The sequence below is a fragment of the Rhodococcus sp. 114MFTsu3.1 genome (assembly GCF_000383555.1).
GTDB lineage: Bacteria > Actinomycetota > Actinomycetes > Mycobacteriales > Mycobacteriaceae > Rhodococcoides > Rhodococcoides fascians_E.
Map to the genome: position 1 here is coordinate 171,980 of NZ_KB911551.1, position 16,325 is coordinate 188,304.

The following is a 16,325-nucleotide window of genomic DNA, read 5'->3' on the forward strand; positions in this document are numbered from 1 at the left end:
GGTGAGCGAGTCCGACAAGAATCAGGAATCCGGTTCCGGTAGCGCATCCGACGGCACCGAGTCGCGGCCCGAGTTCGCCTCGTCGTTCGACTACGACGCAACCGCCGAGGCGTCGCTGTCCGAGCCGCCTGCCACCTCGGAGGCAGGCCCGGTGACGGGAGCCGTCGGCTCCGGTTCCGGGTCCGGCCCAGGCTGGGACGTCCACTCCGGGGTCGGGAACGGTCCGGGTTGGGGTGAAAGTCCCAGCTACCCGCCGCCCAGCACTCCGGACACCACACCGCAGCCGACGGTCGATCTGGGCAAGCGCGCGTCCGCGGCCGGTGATCCGACGGCCGCGCACGCCCCTGATTCTCAGGGTTACCCGCCTTACCAAGCGGATTCACCGACGACTGCATTCGGCGCACCGGGCGGCCCCGTGTACGGCCCGCCGGATCCGAACTATCCGCAACCGGGCCCGTACGACGGACAGGGTTACGGTCCGCAGCAGGGTTATGGCGGATCCCAGGGCTACGGTCCCCAGCAGGGTTTCGGTGCTCCGCAGGGTTTCGGTGCTCCACGGGGTTTCGGTCCACAGGGTTACGGTCCGCAACCGGGCTACGGTGCTCCGGATGGCTACGGTCCGCCGCCCGGGTATCCCGTGCCACCCGCGTATGCCGTGGGACCGTACGGTGTGGATCCCGTCGCTCCCTACGGCCGTCATCCGGTGACGGGCGAGCCGTTGTCCGACAAGTCGAAGGTGACCGGCGGGGTGCTCGGAATACTCCTCGGTCCGTTCGGTGCCGGACGGTTCTACCTGAATCAGCCAGGGATGGCCGTTGCACAGATTGCGGTGACGTGGTTGACGTGCGGTATCGGCGGAATCTGGCCGTTGATCGACGGGATCATGATGCTCACCGGGAACGTGCGCGATCAGAACGGACGCCCGCTGCGGGACTGAATCCGCCGGCATCGTTCGCTGGTGGCTGCCTGCCGGTGGAGGTAAGCCGGCCTGGTGGTTTCGGTGTTTGTCAAGAGCTACGGTAAGCTCCAGTCATTCGGTGCTGAGACGGCCGAATTCCTTCGCGGGCCAGAGTTGTCCCGGTAGACCCGTTCAGTGAAACAAGAGCTCCCACGAGCCTAGAATCGTGTCGGAGCTGATCGCTAGCGGAGTTGCCGAGGAGAACGAGACGGCGCCGTGATGTTTCGAGTGCCGTTCGCTCTGCGGTGCCTCCCTGGCCGAGAGGGAGGTGGCGGATTTGCTGTTCTCACAGTTGCCGGCGGAGCAGGGGCTGTACGACCCGTCTCGCGAAAAGGATTCCTGCGGCGTCGCGATGATCGCGGACATCGCGGGTCGCCGCTCTCACAGCATCGTCGCCGACGGCGTTCTCGCCCTGGAGAATCTGGAGCATCGGGGTGCTGCGGGCGCCGAGCCGAACAGTGGTGACGGCGCAGGCATTCTGATTCAGCTTCCGGTCGAACTGTTGGCCTCCCTCGCCGACTTCCCGTTGCCCGACGCCGCCGCCGACGGCGCGAACACGTTTGCCGCCGGTATGTGCTTTCTGCCGCAAGGAGTACGTGAGCGGGCTGCCGCCGTGGCTCGGGTCGAAGCGATTGCCGCCGAGGAGGGTCTATCGGTTCTCGGGTGGAGCGAGGTCGAGGTCGATCCGGACAAGGCCGATATCGGTGTGACGGCACTGGGCTGTATGCCGCACATGACGTATCTGTTCGTGACGGCTCCCGAGGTGAACGGCGTCAGGCCGTCGGGCGTTGAACTGGATCGTCTGGTCTACGGCTTGAGGAAGCGGGCCGAGCGGGTGACACCGGAGATCGAAGCTGCCGGCACCGGGCTGTTCTTCCCGTCGCTGTCCTCGCGGACGATGGTCTACAAGGGCATGCTGACGACGATGCAGTTGCCGCTGTTCTTCCCGGATCTTCGTGACCCGTTGTGCATGAGCGCAATTGCCATTGTGCACAGTCGATTCTCCACCAACACGTTTCCGTCGTGGCCGCTGGCGCACCCGCATCGGTACGTCGCGCACAACGGTGAGATCAACACCGTCAAGGGCAACCGAAACCGTATGCGCGCCCGTGAGGCGATGCTGGCGTCGAGTCTCATTCCCGGTGATCTGGAGCGTCTGTACCCGATCTGCAATCCGGACGGTTCGGATTCGGTGTCTCTCGACGAGGTCCTCGAACTTCTGCATCTCGGCGGGCGCAGTGTGCCGCACGTGGTCATGATGATGGTCCCCGAGCCGTGGGAGAACCACAGCACCATGGATCCGGCGGTGCGGGCGTTCTATCAGTTCCATGCGTCGGTCATGGAGGCGTGGGACGGGCCCGCCTGCGTCACGTTCACCGATGGTGCGTACGTCGGGGCCGTGCTGGACCGGAACGGTCTTCGTCCGGGCAGGTGGTGGCAGACCGAGGACGGTCGGGTCATTCTCGCCAGCGAGGCCGGTGTGCTGGACGTGCCGCAGTCCGAGGTGGTGGCCAAGGGACGGCTCGAGCCCGGCAAGATGTTCCTGATCGACACGGAGGCAGGCCGTCTCGTTCCCGACGAGGAGATCAAACTGCAGCTCGCGTCGGAGCACCCCTATCAGGAATGGCTGCATGCAGGCCTGCTCGAGATCAAGAGCCTGCCCGATCGTGCGCACATCCAGTACAACCACGACTCGGTGGTTCGTCGGCAGGTTGCGTTCGGGTACACCGAGGAAGACCTGCGCGTCGTGCTGACGCCGATGGCCGCGTCGGGCGGTGAGCCGTTGGGATCGATGGGAACCGACACGCCACCCGCTGTGCTCTCGCAGCGGTCGAAGCAGCTGTACGACTACTTCATCGAACTGTTCGCCCAGGTCACCAACCCGCCGCTCGATTCCATTCGCGAGGAGATCGTCACGTCGCTGACGCGAGTGATGGGCCCGGAGCAGAACTTGCTCGAACCGTCCGCTGCGTCGTGCCGTCAGATCGTTCTGCCGTGGCCGGTGTTGGACAACGACGAACTGAACAAGATCATTCACATCAACTTCGACGGCGATCACCCTGGCTTGTCGGCCACTGTGCTGCGGGCACTGTACGAGGTCGAGCGCGGCGGCGAGGGTCTCGCCGAAGCCCTCGAGGATCTGCGTCGTCGTGCCAGTGATGCGATCGCCGCCGGATACCGAACGCTCATCATCTCCGATCGGGACTCCGACCACACGTACGCGCCGATTCCGTCGCTGATGGCCACGGCTGCAGTCCACCATCACCTGGTGCGCACCAAGGAACGCACCAAGGTCGCTCTCGTCGTCGAGTCCGGTGACGCACGCGAGGTCCACCACCTCGCCCTGCTCATCGGTTTCGGTGCAGCGGCGGTCAATCCGTATCTGGCGATGGAGTCCATCGAGGATCTCGTCGCTGAGGGTGAACTCACCGGTGTCGAGTCCACGGTCGCGGTCCGCAACTACCTGTACGGACTGGGCAAGGGCGTGCTCAAGGTGATGTCGAAGATGGGCATCTCCACGGTCGGCTCCTACACCGGTGCGCAGGTCTTCGAGGCCGTCGGTCTCGACAAGGAGGTCGTCCGCGAGTACTTCAAGGGGACGGTCAGCACCCTCGGCGGTGTCGGCTTGGACGTTCTCGCCGAGGAAGTCAAGCTGCGGCATCGTCGCGCCTACCCGGAGAACCCCACCGACCGGGTCCACCGTCGTCTCGACATCGGTGGTGAATATCAGTTCCGTCGCGAGGGCGAGCTGCATCTGTTCACTCCGGAAACCGTCTTCCTGCTTCAGCACGCGACCCGCACCGGGCGTTACGACGTGTTCCAGAAGTACAGCAGCGAGGTGGACCGGCTGGCGCGGGAAGGTGGTGCGCTCCGCGGTTTGTTCGAGTTCAAGGAAGGCCTGCGCGCCCCTGTTCCGCTGGACGAGGTCGAGTCGGCCGAGTCGATCGTCACCAGGTTCAACACCGGTGCGATGAGCTACGGGTCGATCTCTGCCGAAGCGCACGAGACCATGGCCGTCGCCATGAACAACCTCGGCGGTCGCTCCAATTCCGGTGAGGGCGGCGAGGACACGGATCGGTTGTACGACAAGTCTCGTCGCAGCGCGGTCAAGCAGGTGGCGAGCGGCCGCTTCGGGGTCACGAGCGACTATCTGGTCAATGCCAGCGACATTCAGATCAAGATGGCGCAGGGCGCGAAACCTGGTGAGGGTGGTCAACTGCCCGGCTACAAGGTGTATCCGTGGGTCGCCAAGACCCGTCACTCGACGCCGGGTGTCGGTCTCATCTCGCCGCCCCCGCATCACGACATCTACTCCATCGAGGACCTGGCGCAGCTGATCCACGATCTCAAGAACGCCAACGAGAATGCACGCGTCCACGTCAAACTCGTCAGCTCGGTCGGAGTGGGCACCGTGGCAACGGGTGTGAGCAAAGCGCACGCCGACGTCGTCCTGATCTCGGGTTACGACGGCGGCACGGGTGCGGCGCCGTTGACGTCGCTCAAGCACGCGGGCGCTCCGTGGGAGATCGGTCTCGCCGACGCTCAGCAGACTCTGGTACTCAACGGACTCCGCGACCGAATCACGGTGCAGTGCGACGGTGGGCTCCGCACCGGCAGGGACGTCATCGTGGCGGCGCTGCTCGGTGCCGAGGAGTTCGGATTCTCGACGGCTCCGCTCATCGTGTCGGGATGCATCATGATGCGTGTGTGTCATCTCGACACGTGCCCGGTGGGCGTGGCGACCCAGAACCCGGAACTACGCAAACGGTTCACCGGAAAGCCCGAGTTCCTGGAGGACTTCTTCCGGTTCGTGGCCGAGGACGTGCGCAAGTATCTGGCGCAGCTCGGTTTCCGCAGCATCGACGAAGCCGTCGGGCACGCAGATGCTCTGGAGACGGCCGCCGGTGTGGCGCACTGGAAGAGCAAGGGCTTGGACCTGACGCCGATCTTCGCCATGCCGAAGGATCAGCACGGCGCACCGATGACGCAGCGTCGACGCCTCCGCGGTCAGGACCACGGACTCGATCTCGCGCTCGACCGAACCCTGATCCAGTTGGCCGAGGGTGCACTCGAGGATGCGCATCCCGTGAAACTGGAACTGCCGGTGCGCAACGTCAACCGAACCGTCGGCACTCTGTTGGGTGCGGAGGTCACGCGCCGGTACGGCGGTGCGGGGCTTCCCGACGACACGGTGCGCGTCGAACTGACAGGGTCTGCAGGTCAGTCGCTCGGTGCATTCCTCCCCACCGGGATCACCCTCGATCTGATCGGTGACGCCAACGACTATGTCGGAAAGGGGCTTTCGGGCGGCCGCGTCGTCGTCCGGCCGTCATCCGACGCCACCTTCGTCGCGGAGGACAACGTCATCGCCGGCAACACCATTCTCTACGGCGCCACTGCGGGTGAGGTCTTCCTGCGCGGACGGGTGGGGGAGCGGTTCGCGGTCAGGAATTCCGGCGCGACTGCGGTCAACGAAGGCGTCGGCGACCACGCGTTCGAGTACATGACAGGTGGCCGTGTCGTTGTCCTCGGACCGACCGGACGCAACATGGCCGCCGGTATGTCCGGAGGTATCGCCTTCGTCCTCGGGCTGGACGAGAGCAACGTCAACATGGCCATGGTGTCTCTGCAGACGCCCGATCCCGACGATCTCGCATGGCTGCGGGACACCGTCGAGAACCACCGGAAGTGGACGGGATCCGCGGTGGCGTCGTCGCTGCTCGCGGATTGGCCGCGCCGTTCCGCTCTGTTCACCAAGATCATGCCCGTCGACTATCAGCGTGTGCTGGAGGCGACCTCGATGGCGCGCGCCGAGGGGCGCGACGTCGACTCAGCAATCATGGAGGCTGCACGTGGCTGACCCACGAGGATTTCTGAACATCGTCAAGCAGGAAGCAGCGAAGCGGCCGATCGGTGAGCGGGTCAAGGACTGGAAAGAGGTCTACTCGCACCAGCCTGCCGACGAGCGAGCAGCCGAGGTCTCCGATCAGGCACGCCGGTGCATGGATTGTGGAATTCCGTTCTGCCACTCCGGAACTGCGGGCTGCCCCCTCGGCAACCTGATTCCGGAGTGGAACGACCTGGTGCGTCGAGACCGCTGGGACGCTGCGAGCGATCGCCTGCACGCGACGAACAACTTCCCGGAGTTCACCGGCCGTGTGTGTCCTGCACCCTGCGAAGCTGCGTGCGTGCTCTCGATCTCGGAGAGCGAGACCGGTGGAAGCGTGACGATCAAGCGCGTCGAGCAGACCATCGCGGACCTTGCGTGGGACGAAGGCAGCGTCGTACCGCAGCCGCCGACGATCAGCACGGGTAAGACCGTCGCGGTGGTCGGCTCCGGCCCGGCCGGACTCGCCGCCGCGCAGCAGCTGACCCGCGCGGGTCACGACGTCACCGTGTACGAACGGGACGACAGGCTCGGAGGTCTGCTTCGGTACGGCATCCCCGAGTTCAAATTGGAGAAGTCGGTTCTGGATCAGCGCCTCATGCAGATGCGTGCGGAGGGTACCCATTTCGTCACCGACTGCGAGGTCGGAATCGACTTCACCGTCGAACAGTTGCGGGCGAAGTTCGACGCTGTGGTTCTTGCTGTCGGTGCATTGCGGGCGCGGGACAACACCGAGGTCGAGGGTCGTGGTCTGAGCGGTATCCACCTCGCCATGGAGCATTTGGTGCCGTCGAACAAGGAATGCGAGGGCGACGGCCCCACGTCCATCTCGGCCAAGGACAAGCACGTCGTCATCATCGGCGGCGGAGACACCGGAGCCGACTGTCTCGGCACGGCGCACCGTCAGGGCGCCGCGTCGGTGACGCAGCTGGATTACAACCAGGCGCTTCCGGATGCTCGGGACGACTCCAAGTCGCCGTGGCCGTCGTGGCCCCTCGTTCTGCGCACCTCACCGGCCCACGCCGAGGGTGGTGTCGTGCGGCATCAGGTTGCCGTCCAACGTTTTCTGGGCGACGAGAACGGCCGCGTTCGAGCGATGGTCCTCGCCGAGGTCGAGGTACAGCGCGACGCAGACGGCCGACGGATCATCACCCCCATCGGTGAGGAAGTCGAGCTTCCCTGCGATCTCGCGCTCTTCGCGATCGGATTCGACGGTGTCGAGCACAGTCCTCTTCTCGACGACTACGGCCTGTCGCTCACTCGTCGCGGTTCGCTTTCCTGTGGGCCCGACTGGCAGACCACCGCTCCCGGCGTGTTCGTCTGCGGCGACGCTCATCGCGGCGCGTCCTTGGTGGTCTGGGCCATTGCAGAGGGACGGTCCGCGGCGCATGGCGTCGACGCGTTCCTGACCGGTCGCTCCGACCTTCCGTCGCCCGTTCATCCGACGGCTCTGCCTCTCGCAGTGGTGTGATCAGCACCGTTGTGAAGTCGTAGTCTGTACCGATCCAGGTCTGTTCACCTGTGGCAACTCACTACTACCGGCCAGTAGTATTTCGTCGGGTACCTCTGCCGTAGAGAAGGTGAGGGGCACCGACTACGCTCGTGGTCGTGAGCCGACGTACGAAGATCGTTTGCACCCTTGGACCTGCAACCGCCAGCGCTGAGCGAATCCGCGAACTCGTCGAGAGTGGAATGGATGTCGCTCGACTGAATTTCAGCCATGGTGATCACCCCGATCATCAGGCCAACTACGAGTGGGTCCGTGCGGCCTCGAATGCCACCGGCAAAGCCGTCGGCATCCTTGCCGACCTACAGGGACCCAAGATCCGTCTCGGACGGTTCACGGAAGGCAAGACCACCTGGGCCGCCGGTGAATTGGTACGCATCACCGTCGACGAGTGCGACGGCACGCACGATCGCGTGTCGACCACGTACAAGGAATTGGCGCAGGACGCCAAGGAAGGTGACAGGCTCCTCGTCGACGACGGCAAGGTCGGCTTGGTCGTCACCGGAGTCGAAGGCAACGACGTGCTGTGCCGCGTCACCGAAGGCGGACCGGTCAGCAACAACAAGGGTGTGTCCCTGCCTGGCATGGACGTGTCCGTTCCGGCGTTGTCCGAGAAGGACATCGCCGATCTCGAGTTCGCCTTGTCGCTCGGAGTCGACTTCATCGCACTGTCGTTCGTTCGTTCCCCCGCGGACGTCGAGCTCGTGCACGCGGTCATGGATCGCGTCGGTCGCCGAGTGCCGGTCATCGCGAAGCTCGAGAAGCCCGAAGCCGTGGACAACCTCGAAGCCATCGTGCTCGCGTTCGACGCGGTCATGGTCGCCCGCGGCGACCTCGGCGTCGAGCTCCCTCTCGAGCAGGTTCCCCTGGTGCAGAAGCGCGCGATTCAGATCGCCCGCGCCAACGCCAAGCCCGTCATCGTCGCCACCCAGATGCTCGAGTCGATGATCGAGAACTCCCGTCCTACCAGGGCCGAGGCGTCCGACGTCGCGAACGCCGTGCTCGACGGCACCGACGCGGTCATGTTGTCCGGTGAGACCTCCGTCGGCAAGTACGTGATGGAGACCGTCCGCACCATGGCCCGCATCGTCGAAACGGTCGAGAGCGAGGGCGATCCCGTTCCTCCTCTGACTCACGTTCCGCGTACCAAGCGAGGCGTCATCTCCTACGCTGCGCGGGACATCGGCGAACGTCTCGACGCCAAGGCGCTCGTCGCGTTCACTCAGTCCGGAGACACCGTTCGACGGTTGGCGCGCCTGCACACGTCGCTTCCACTGCTGGCGTTCACCTCGATTCCCGAGGTGCGCTCGCAGTTGGCGCTGAGCTGGGGAACCGAGACGTTCCTGGTCCCTGAGGTCGCGACCACCGACGCGATGGTTCTCGAAGTGGACAAGGCACTCCTGGAGCTCGGCCGCTACAACAGGGGCGATCAGGTCGTGATCGTCGCCGGAGCACCTCCCGGCACAGTAGGCTCGACCAACTTGATCCACGTGCATCGAATTGGGGAAGAGGACCGGTAAGTGACCGACGCGGGGGGAACCGGCGCAGCTACTGCGCCCAGCAGTGATCGTGATGTGACGACCGACCTGGACACACTCCTCGAGCTGCTTCAGCTCGAGGAGTTCGGCGAGGACAAATTTCGGGGAGTGCATCCTCGCCAGGTCGGGAGTCGCACGTTCGGTGGTCAGCTGGTGGCGCAAGCGCTCATCGCGGCGGGCCGAACGGTCACGGGAACGACCCGCGACGTCCACGCGATCAACGCGCACTTCATCCGCGGCGGTGATGTGAAGAAGCCGATCGAGTATCACGTCGATCGACACCGCGACGGTCGAGCATTCGCGAACAGGCAGGTCACGGCTTATCAGGACGGCAACGAGATCTTCGTGATGCTCGCCGCGTTCCAGGATTTCGGCACCGGGCTCGAGCACAGCGTCGAACTGCCCGATGTTCCGTACCCGGACGCATTGCCGCCGCTCGGCGACCACTTCGTCGGGTACGAGGACAGGCTGCAGATGTTCGTCGATGCCCTCAAACCGATCGACATGCGCTACGCGAACGATCCGGCGTGGATTCTGCAGGGGACCGGGGAGAAACTCAACCACAACCGCGTGTGGATGAAAGCCGACGGCGACCTTCCCGACGACCCGATCTTCCACGCCGCCACGATGGGATACGCGTCGGACACGACGGTGCTCGACTCGATCATCACCACTCACGGTCTGTCCTGGGGGTTCGACCGTATTGTCGCGGCGACGGTGAACCATTCCATCTGGTTCCATCGACCGTTCCGGTTCGACGACTGGGCGCTGTACGCGACGGAGTCTCCCGTCGCGGCGGGGTCCAGAGGCCTGGCCACGGGTAGGTTCTTCTCGATGGACGGCTTGCTTCTCGCGACCGTGGTGCAGGAAGGTCTGATCAGGCACTTCCCACGGAAGGCCTGACTCGGGGGCTCGACGCTCAGGCCAGGGCAGGCGCGATCGTCGTGGTCCAGGCTTCGCGTAGCTGGTCTTCGAAGAGCGGCCAGGTGTGGGCGCCCCGCTCACGCATGGAAATCGTTGCCGGAACTCCAGTTCGGTGCAGAGCGTCGACGAACAGTGACGTGCAGTAGTTGACGAGCGCTTCGACGACGATTCCGCCGACGGGTGGGAAAGCGCCGACAGGGATACGGTCCACCGGCCCCGGTTGCCCCTCCGATGCGCTGACGTACACCGATGTGCCGCGCAGTCTCTCGACGTTCACGGCCGGGTCGTGTTCGCGCCACGCAGGGTTGCCGGGCAATCCCCACATGTTGAACGGATTGTTCAGGCCACCCGCGATCATCGTCGAGATTCCCGCCATCGCAAACGGATTCGAGGGTGCAGGGCAGCCGCTGAACGACGCCGCGGCATCGAACACGTCCGGTGCCTGAATGGCAAGATCGAGCGCGGGGCCTCCGCTCATGGACAGGCCGGCGATGCCGTTCTTCCCGGTCGAGCCGAAGTGGCCGTCGATCGCCTGGGGCAGTTCGCGGGTGAGATACGTCTGCCACTTGTAGTTTCCGAGCACCGGGTCGGGGTTCTGCCAGTCGGTGTAGAAGCTGAACCTCCCACCGACCGGCATGACGACGGTGACGTTCTTGTCGGCGAAGAACTCCGCTACCGAAGAGTTTCCGAGCCATCCCACGCCGTCCTCGTTCCCGAGTGCACCGTTCAGGAGATACAGGGTGGGAAGAGTGCCGCCGTGGGAAGGCCGCAGGACGTCGTTCGAGATCACCTTGTCCATGGACGGCGAGTACACGTCGACTACCGAGTGAGTTGCGGACACGGCGCGCACATCGACCACACGGGCGGCTTCGGCGGGACCGGCGTACGCGGGACCGGCGATCGCGAGGACACTCGCAGCGAGCGCGATCACGACGACGGAACGCAACATCAGTAACTTCTGCCACATCCGCATCAATCGATGGTGGCATGGATCGGCGTGACCTCTGCTAACGATCCAGCGTCGAAACGACAAAGTTCACCCGTGTCGTCCGTGACATTTCGCGGATTCGCAATATTCTCCGATTCATGCCGGGAACAGACACGTTTCGACGACACGACGGGCGATGGGTCACGTGTGCAGTTGTCGCCGCAGCCGTCGCGCTCGTCGCACACGCGTGGACGTTGGGATTCTCCGGCTTGTACGGACTGTTCGGAAACGGGGTCGACGCCATCGTGTACCGGCACGGCGGCGGGACGTTGCTGACCGGTGAGGGCCTGTATTCGTTCTCGCTGTTCGACACAGCGCTCCCGTTCACCTACCCGCCGTTCGCTGCTGTGGTGTTCGTTGCGCTTGCCGTGCTACCGATCTCGGCCACGACGGCGGTCGTGGGCATCGTCAACATCCTGCTTCTCTATCTCGCGGTGCTGTCGAGTTGGCGGATTCTCGGATATCGCGGAGTGCCCACTCATGTCGTCTCCCTGGGGTCGGCGATTGCGTTCACCTGGCTCGAACCAGTTCGAATGACGCTGTGGCTCGGGCAGATCAACCTTCTACTGCTGATCCTCGTGCTGTGGGACCTCGGCCGTCCCGACGGCAGTCGCCTACGAGGAATCGGCGTCGGCCTCGCTGCGGGGTTGAAACTGACGCCGGCATTCTTCGTCGTGTACGCGCTTGCCGTCAAACAGTTCCGGACTGCGGCGGTGGCCGTCGCGACGTTCGTCGCCACCGTCCTCGCGGGATCGATTCTGTTGTTCGACGACGCACGCACCTTCTGGACCAGCGCGATCTTCCAGTCCGATCGGATCGGGTGGCTACCGTCGCCGGCGAATCAGTCGGTGCACGGTGTGCTCGCTCGACTCTGGTCCGACGGGTCCCCGCCGATGGTGCTGTGGCTCGGCTGTGTTCTCGTCGTCGGCGCGATCGGACTGTGGTGCGCGGTGGCGGCCGAGCGACGAGGCGCTCGATTGTTGTCGTTGACGATCTGCGGCCTGACAACACCCATGGTGTCCCCGTTCTCGTGGGGGCATCACTGGGTGTGGTGCGTGCCGTTGGTCGTGGTGGTACTGGACTGGGCCGCGAGATCCGCTCGGTCCTGGAGCTGGGCGGTGCCGGCCCTCGTCGTGGCCCCGTTCGTCGCCTGGTACTGGACGGCGCCCAGCGGCACTGCCGTCATCGGCACATTCATGCTCGGCGTCCCGTCATGGGCGTGGATTCCGGTTACGTCGGTCTACCCGATCGTGTTCGTCGTCGTTCTCCTGGTGGCCCTCGTCTCGACCGTAGGACCCAGATATCGCCGGCCGAGGCTGCGCGATCGTTCGCCACGCGTCGAGCTTTCGGTCGAAGGACAGAGAGGCGTGAGCGGGACTGGTCGACGGAAGCCGACGTACAGCGACATCGCGTACGGACGGGGCGACGTGACGAACGAAACTCGTCTCCGCCTTGGCTCCGTTGAAGACGATGCGCCGGATGGAAGGAAATTCGCCGAGCAGGGAGTCGAAGTCGTTCGTCACGACAGTCGAATCGACGATCGCGGAGTCGAGGCTCCCGCGCCGCGTGCATAGCTTCACCACATCCCACACCGCGATTCCACGCGCGAGCAGAATCGCTGTTCGCTCGTCGTAGGACTTCTCCGGGCCCGCACCGAACAACGCACCCATGATCGGCCAGAACGCGTTACGAGGATGCGCGTAGTACTGCGCCGCTCTCAATGACGCCACTCCGGGCATGGAGCCGAGGATCAACGTGTGCGACGAACGGTCGACTATCGGCGGAAAGCTGTGCACCGTGGTCATCCCACCAGCATGTCAGGCCCAATCGCGTGCGGGCACCGGCGTCGTCGACGACAATGGAGCCATGTTGGATCCACGAGTACTCGACAATCATGAACTCGACGCAGAACTCGCTGTGCTCAAGCGCGGCCGCGACCAATCGATGGACGAGGGTGCGCAAGGCGCCGAGCTCGCCGAGGCGGATGCTCTGATCGAGAAGTTCGAAGCCGAGATCCGTCATCGTCACGAGCAACCGCAAGCAGATTAGATCCGCGCCGCCGCGGTCAACACAGCACACGCCAGAGTGGCCGCCGCAGTCCTGGCATGGTTCCACCGCGTCCAGCGGGTGAGGTAGTCCGCCCACACCGAAGCACCGTGGCTGCTGGACGGGTCGACCGAGGCCAGAGAATCGTTGAGCGGCACGTTGATTGCGACCGTCACCGCTACGCACCCGACCACGTACACCACGGCGCCGGCAACGACGAGCGTCCCCGAATCTCCGCCCGACGCAAGGCTCGTGACGGCCGCGGCCACTGCAGCAGCAGCGGCGCCGAGGAAGACCGTCAGGAACACAGGTGAGACGATCACGTTGTTGATCTGCTGCATCGTGGCAGCGGCGTCGGCGGCGGGTCGCGTTCTCAGCGCGGGCATGACGCCGACCGAGAACGCCAGCAGCACCCCCGCTGTCAGCCCGCACCCGACGGCAGAGGTCGTGGTGGCGATGGATGCAACCTTCTCGAGCACGACGGTGTCCCTTCTGTCGGTTCGTCCAGCATGCCTCCGAGTGGCTGGACGATCCATGCTCGTTCGTCGCTACTTCATGCTCGTTCGTCCACGACGTCGTACGATCGGTCGATGCGCGGCCACGATCCATGGAGAACATCCGACCCGCTCGGCGAAGCCCTGCATTTCGTCCGAATGACCGGTGCGTTCTACTGTCGGTCCGAGCTGGCCGAGCCCTGGGGACTCGCGATGCCCCCGATGGAGGACTGCCTGTGGTTTCACGTCGTGGTCGCCGGACGATGCCTCCTCGAGGTCGACGGCGCCGAGCCTCGGTGGCTCGCCCCGGGCGAATTCGCGCTGGTGCCGGACGGTTCCGGACATGTCCTGTCCAGCGACGCCTCCTTCGCCGACTCCGCGCCCCTCGCGCACGAGTTGCACCACGACTACATCAGCGATCGATACGCCGTCGTCCGCCACGGAGGCACCGGATCCCCGACGACCATGATCTGTGGAGCCGTGCGGCTCGATCACCCGTCGGTCGGAAAGCTGCTCGACTGCCTGCCGTCGCTGATCGTCGTCGAGTCGGCACCGACACCGCAGCTGTCGTGGATGCACAGCACACTCGGTCTCGTCGCCGACGAGGCCCAGCGAGTCCGACCCGGCGGAGAAGCCGTCATCACGCGGTTGTCGGACATCCTCGTCATCCAGGCGCTGCGGTGGTGGATCGAGAACGATCCCGCGGCCGGATCCGGTTGGCTCGGTGCACTGCAGGATCGAGGGATCGGCCCAGCGCTGGCGGTGATTCACCGCTCGCCGGACAAGCCGTGGACCGTGGCGACCCTCGCCGCCGAAGTCTCGATGTCGAGGTCGGCCTTCTCCGCACGCTTCACCACACTCGTCGGTGAAGCACCCATGCGCTACCTCGCTCGGTGGAGGATGCAGTGCGCTCACGACGCACTGAAATCCGGTGACTGCACTGTCGCCGAACTGGCACGTCGAAGCGGCTACGAGTCCGAAGCCGCCTTCGGGAGAGCATTCAAAAGGCTCGTCGGGCAGTCACCGGGAAGCGTCCGTCGCCGAGAGCTACCGGTGCCCTGACATCAGTCCAGAAGGTGACGCAGATACATCGACGGATCGGCGAGGTACCGAGGCCAATGCGCGACGAGTTCCAGTTCCTCCCAACTGGTTCTGCGTAGACCGTGGTCACCGACTTCGACGATGTCGGCTCCGGGCACCGACGCCAACACAGGCGAGTGCGTCGCGCAGACGACCTGGGCCCCGGCGTCGGCGAGTTCGGACATCAACGCCACCAGTCGAAGGCAGGCCGTGAAGGACAGTGCCGACTCCGGTTCGTCCAGCACGTAGAAGCCCGGGTCCTGGAACATTGCGCGAAACACCGCGAGAAAGCCCTCACCATGGCTCAATTCGGTGGTGTCCTCGTCCCAGTAACCCGGCACGCCCGAGTAACGTTCGGTCAGTTCGACAGCTGTCTCGGCACGGAGAAAGAAGCCTTTCTTCTGCAACCGCGGTCCGCGAAGCATCCGTGCGCCTCGCGGCGTCGTCTCGAGTTCGATGACGTCACCCAGCGGGGTCCGAACGGTGTCCGTACGCGGCAGTCTCGACGCCCGGCCGCCACGCGAATCGAGATCGAAACCCTCCGCGACAGCCTCGACGATGGTCGACTTACCCGAGCCGTTGTCACCGACGAGCATCGTCACGGGCGCATGGAACTCGAGTCCGTCTCCGACGAGGTCCGCCACGGCAGGAACGGTGAAGGGCCAGTCGTCGACGTGATCGACCGGATCGACGAATGCGCGCTCTACGAACATGAATTCAGGCGGTCACCGGTCGATCGACGTATCCGGTCACATGGGTGCTGTCGGCACTGCACTGGAAGTACACCCACTTCGGTTCCGACCGGTCCGCAGCATCTCCGAACCGGTGATTGACACGCTGAGCGCACAAAGTGCCGGCGCCGGTGTCGTGGCATCGGAGATTGCTGGGTATGTACATCGCTTCACTGTATGCCTAGCGGCTTCACCGTGTGACCAGCGGTGCGGGTCGGTGTACCAGTGACGCTGGGGGGTGGTGCCCTCGGTGAGACTCGAACTCACACTGGACGGGTTTTGAATCCGTTTCCTCTGCCAATTGGGATACGAGGGCTGGCGTCTTCGTGCGGTTCACTACTTTAGAAGATGCGCTTCAGGCCCCGTACACCGGTACCCTCGAAGGGTTCGTGGAACCAGGTGAGGTCTGCGGCACAGTGCCGGGCATGCGAGGATTTCTGCTGGTCGATGACGTGTCTAAGGAGACTGGTAAACGATGAATGCTCCTGCCCAGCAAGAGAGCGCAAAGCCCGCTCTACGGGTCGTGGTCGCCGAGGACGAATCGCTCATTCGCCTCGATCTGGTGGAGATGCTGCGTGAAGAGGGCTACGAGGTGGTCGGTGAGGCGGCCGACGGTCAGCAGGCCGTCGACCTCGCCGTGGAACTTCGCCCCGATCTGGTGATCATGGACGTCAAGATGCCACGACGGGACGGAATCGACGCAGCGTCGGAAATCGCCGAGAAGCGTATAGCTCCCGTCGTCATCCTGACGGCGTTCAGTCAGCGTGAACTCGTGGAGAAGGCGCGGGACGCGGGAGCGATGGCGTATCTGGTCAAACCGTTCTCCAAAGCCGACCTGATGCCTGCCGTGGAACTCGCGGCAAGTCGGTACACGGAGATCTCGTCGCTCGAGAGCGAAATCGCGGATCTCCAGGAACGGCTGGAGACGCGCAAGCTCATCGAGCGGGCGAAGGGCAAGCTGATGGAATCCCAGTCGCTCACGGAGCCACAGGCGTTCAAGTGGATTCAGCGCGCCGCGATGGATCGACGGACGACGATGAAGGCCGTCGCCGACGTCATCATCGAGACGCTCGACGCCCCGCCCGAGGCCTGATTTCGGGCCCGCACGCTACGGCGATGTAAATCTTCGGCTCCTCAGGTCACAGTCAGGTCACGAGCCGTCTTCTCGCCC

The 16,325-nt window shown here is 64.6% G+C and carries 12 protein-coding genes, 1 tRNA gene and 1 pseudogene; 9 read left to right on the top strand and 5 right to left on the bottom strand.

The window, feature by feature from the left end; translation table 11 throughout:
* Position 1: 1 nt before the first annotated feature.
* The 5 genes from H292_RS0115810 (at position 2) to H292_RS0115830 (ending at position 9,794) form a co-directional block, all read left to right on the top strand.
* Entirely contained in the window at positions 2-937 is a 936-nt protein-coding gene (locus tag H292_RS0115810) for a TM2 domain-containing protein (RefSeq protein ID WP_020112019.1), read from the top strand.
* Positions 938-1,235: 298 nt separating this feature from the next.
* Complete coding sequence (gene gltB / locus H292_RS0115815) at positions 1,236-5,819, top strand: glutamate synthase large subunit (protein ID WP_027498861.1); 4,584 nt, start codon at positions 1,236-1,238, stop codon at positions 5,817-5,819.
* On the top strand, positions 5,812-7,317 hold the full coding sequence (locus H292_RS0115820; protein ID WP_019665851.1) for a glutamate synthase subunit beta: 1,506 nt from the start codon (positions 5,812-5,814) through the stop codon (positions 7,315-7,317). Before gltB ends, H292_RS0115820 begins: the two co-directional genes overlap by 8 nt.
* Before the next feature lie 137 nt (positions 7,318-7,454).
* Positions 7,455-8,873 carry a pyruvate kinase gene (gene pyk / locus H292_RS0115825; protein WP_027498862.1) on the top strand — a complete coding sequence of 473 codons (1,419 nt, stop codon included), beginning with the start codon at positions 7,455-7,457 and terminating at the stop codon, positions 8,871-8,873.
* Positions 8,874-9,794, top strand: a complete 921-nt coding sequence (locus H292_RS0115830) for an acyl-CoA thioesterase (RefSeq protein WP_019665849.1) — start codon at positions 8,874-8,876, stop codon at positions 9,792-9,794. It abuts the gene before it with no gap.
* Between the two features lie 16 nt (positions 9,795-9,810).
* Here the strand turns inward: H292_RS0115830 and H292_RS0115835 are convergent, their stop codons facing one another.
* Positions 9,811-10,782, bottom strand: coding sequence for an alpha/beta hydrolase (locus tag H292_RS0115835; protein WP_019665848.1), 972 nt, complete (start codon positions 10,780-10,782; stop codon positions 9,811-9,813).
* Between the two features lie 119 nt (positions 10,783-10,901).
* On the opposite strand from H292_RS0115835, the pseudogene H292_RS0115840 reads away from it, so the two are divergent.
* Positions 10,902-11,816, top strand: a pseudogene (locus tag H292_RS0115840) (glycosyltransferase 87 family protein); the annotation flags it as partial.
* Positions 11,817-12,014: 198 nt separating this feature from the next.
* On the opposite strand, the gene H292_RS27905 reads toward H292_RS0115840, so the two are convergent.
* A complete protein-coding gene (locus H292_RS27905) occupies positions 12,015-12,608 on the bottom strand; it encodes a DNA-deoxyinosine glycosylase (protein ID WP_080733928.1) in 594 nt (197 codons plus the stop codon).
* Between the two features lie 61 nt (positions 12,609-12,669).
* Between H292_RS27905 and H292_RS28190 the strand changes: the two genes are divergently transcribed.
* Complete coding sequence (locus tag H292_RS28190; RefSeq protein WP_019665846.1) at positions 12,670-12,852, top strand: hypothetical protein; 183 nt, start codon at positions 12,670-12,672, stop codon at positions 12,850-12,852.
* On the opposite strand, the gene H292_RS0115850 is transcribed toward H292_RS28190, so the two are convergent.
* Positions 12,849-13,328 carry an anthrone oxygenase family protein gene (locus tag H292_RS0115850; RefSeq protein ID WP_020112025.1) on the bottom strand — a complete coding sequence of 160 codons (480 nt, stop codon included), beginning with the start codon at positions 13,326-13,328 and terminating at the stop codon, positions 12,849-12,851. The genes H292_RS28190 and H292_RS0115850 overlap by 4 nt on opposite strands.
* Positions 13,329-13,439: 111 nt before the next feature.
* On the opposite strand from H292_RS0115850, the gene H292_RS0115855 reads away from it, so the two are divergent.
* On the top strand, positions 13,440-14,405 hold the full coding sequence (locus tag H292_RS0115855; RefSeq protein WP_027498863.1) for an AraC family transcriptional regulator: 966 nt from the start codon (positions 13,440-13,442) through the stop codon (positions 14,403-14,405).
* A gap of 2 nt (positions 14,406-14,407) precedes the next feature.
* Here the strand turns inward: H292_RS0115855 and H292_RS0115860 are convergent, their stop codons facing one another.
* Both H292_RS0115860 and H292_RS0115870 read right to left on the bottom strand, forming a co-directional pair.
* Positions 14,408-15,136, bottom strand: a complete 729-nt coding sequence (locus tag H292_RS0115860; protein ID WP_020112027.1) for an AAA family ATPase — start codon at positions 15,134-15,136, stop codon at positions 14,408-14,410.
* A gap of 257 nt (positions 15,137-15,393) precedes the next feature.
* Positions 15,394-15,470: transfer RNA gene (locus H292_RS0115870), tRNA-Leu, on the bottom strand.
* A 159-nt stretch (positions 15,471-15,629) separates the two neighbouring features.
* Here H292_RS0115870 and H292_RS0115875 point away from each other — a divergent pair.
* Positions 15,630-16,247, top strand: a complete 618-nt coding sequence (locus H292_RS0115875) for an ANTAR domain-containing response regulator (RefSeq protein ID WP_019665841.1) — start codon at positions 15,630-15,632, stop codon at positions 16,245-16,247.
* The last annotated feature ends 78 nt before the right edge of the window (positions 16,248-16,325 follow it).